We start from the raw sequence: 1,557 nt of genomic DNA on the forward strand, positions 1-1,557 counted from the left end.
TTTGCCTTTGTACTTGAACTATTCGTTGGTTTCTTGGTTGCTTGCGCAGCTTTTTTCACCACTGGTAGTACCTTTTCCTTCACTACCTGCTTCGTTTGTTTGACAGCCGCCTTTACCTGTTGCTTGGCTTTTGTCACAGCCGCCTTCACGTTATAGGTACTAATTTTTACAAATGGACTTTTCCTTTACTCTTTATCGCTGTGCCTTACAAGAAAATAATTTTCTGAGTTTCAATTATTGAAAATGGGTATAAACTTATCATTAATGAAAGAATAAACAGCTCATATCCGCCATTAAAATGGAAGTATGAGCTGTTTAAAAGAATCCTCAAATCTAAAATAAAAAAAAAAGGAGAATTATATATCACTCACTTCATCTTCAAATTTCTTCATTTTTTCTATTAAATCTATATCTAGTTCTTCATTGCTATTACTTACATATTTATACTCAAAATACTTAATTCTTGCTGCTGGTCCAAATTCACTTTTGTGCCAATTTGTATAATCAAAATGTACTTTTAATTTCCCTTTATCATTAAGTAATAACGTCACTGAAAACCAAGGTTCTTGGTCGTTATTAATAAACAAATCTTGAAGTTTAACAATTAGTTCAAATAACTTACGCAGCTCTTTATTATAAACCCTTTTATCTACCCCATATATTCTTGGAATAAAATGTGAAAATAAGTACTTTTCTTCATTACCTTTAGGTAAAAAAAAGAAAAAAACTCCTCCGTCTTTATCCTTAACTTCACCATTAAAATAGAAGTTACTCCATTCAACAGGTATAATATCATTAACCTGCTGTGCTATTTCTTTATATAACTTATTCAATTCTATTTCAAAACTCATCTATTTCATCCACCTTTTTTATTTGCGATCTCTCTAATTACTGGAAAGTCTCCTTCAATTTCGTATTCAACTATAAAAGAATCTGGTCGCATTGAATTCCCCGAGTATGTCGGATTAATTTGTACAGTAACTTTTTTCGGAGGTGTTTCTTTCAATGCATTTGCCCATTCTGTCTCCATATTGAACCATTCACCACCAGAACGGTTAATCTGGCTATTTTGTGGAACTAGGTTATCGATATCCTTTGGCCCTTTAAACTGTGCTCCTATTAAGTGTCCACCGTCGTCATCAGGTAATCGATCTTTTCCTCCCACTGTTCTCTGTGCGTATGCATTTCGTTCAGCTGTACCTAGTACAAGCGTTCCTTCACAATCGGTAATACGTCCATTGTTATCTGTACGATAAGTATAACCTTCTGGTGTTTTGTATTCTACATTTGGTTTTAAAACTTTTTTTCTACCATTCTTCGTGAAATGTTCACCGTAATTCACCGCTTTGGGAGAAGGCGTAGGTTGGGTATTAGACGGCTTCGGACTTGGAGTTGGTGTGTTTCTTCCAACTGTTCCTGTATCCTCTATGTTTGTAACGTTTATACCTGCAAATGAAAATTCATCCTGCTGTGATTGTAGCATCTGACGCAGTTGCTGTTTGACTTCGGCTACTTTGGATTGTATCTGGGTTTTCACGTTCACTACTTGCTTTTTGA

At 34.8% G+C, this 1,557-nt stretch carries 2 protein-coding genes; both read right to left on the bottom strand.

Features of this window, described 5'->3' with window-relative positions:
* Positions 1-356: 356 nt before the first annotated feature.
* A complete protein-coding gene (locus ACP3VS_RS24150) occupies positions 357-851 on the bottom strand; it encodes an immunity protein YezG family protein (protein ID WP_289449571.1) in 495 nt (164 codons plus the stop codon).
* 5 nt (positions 852-856) lie between these two features.
* On the bottom strand, positions 857-1,557 hold a 701-nt coding region (locus ACP3VS_RS24155), incomplete at its 5' end, for a DNA/RNA non-specific endonuclease (protein ID WP_426390276.1).

The organism is Lysinibacillus sp. VIII_CA, assembly GCF_049943995.1.
In the GTDB taxonomy this organism is placed as follows: domain Bacteria; phylum Bacillota; class Bacilli; order Bacillales_A; family Planococcaceae; genus Lysinibacillus; species Lysinibacillus pinottii.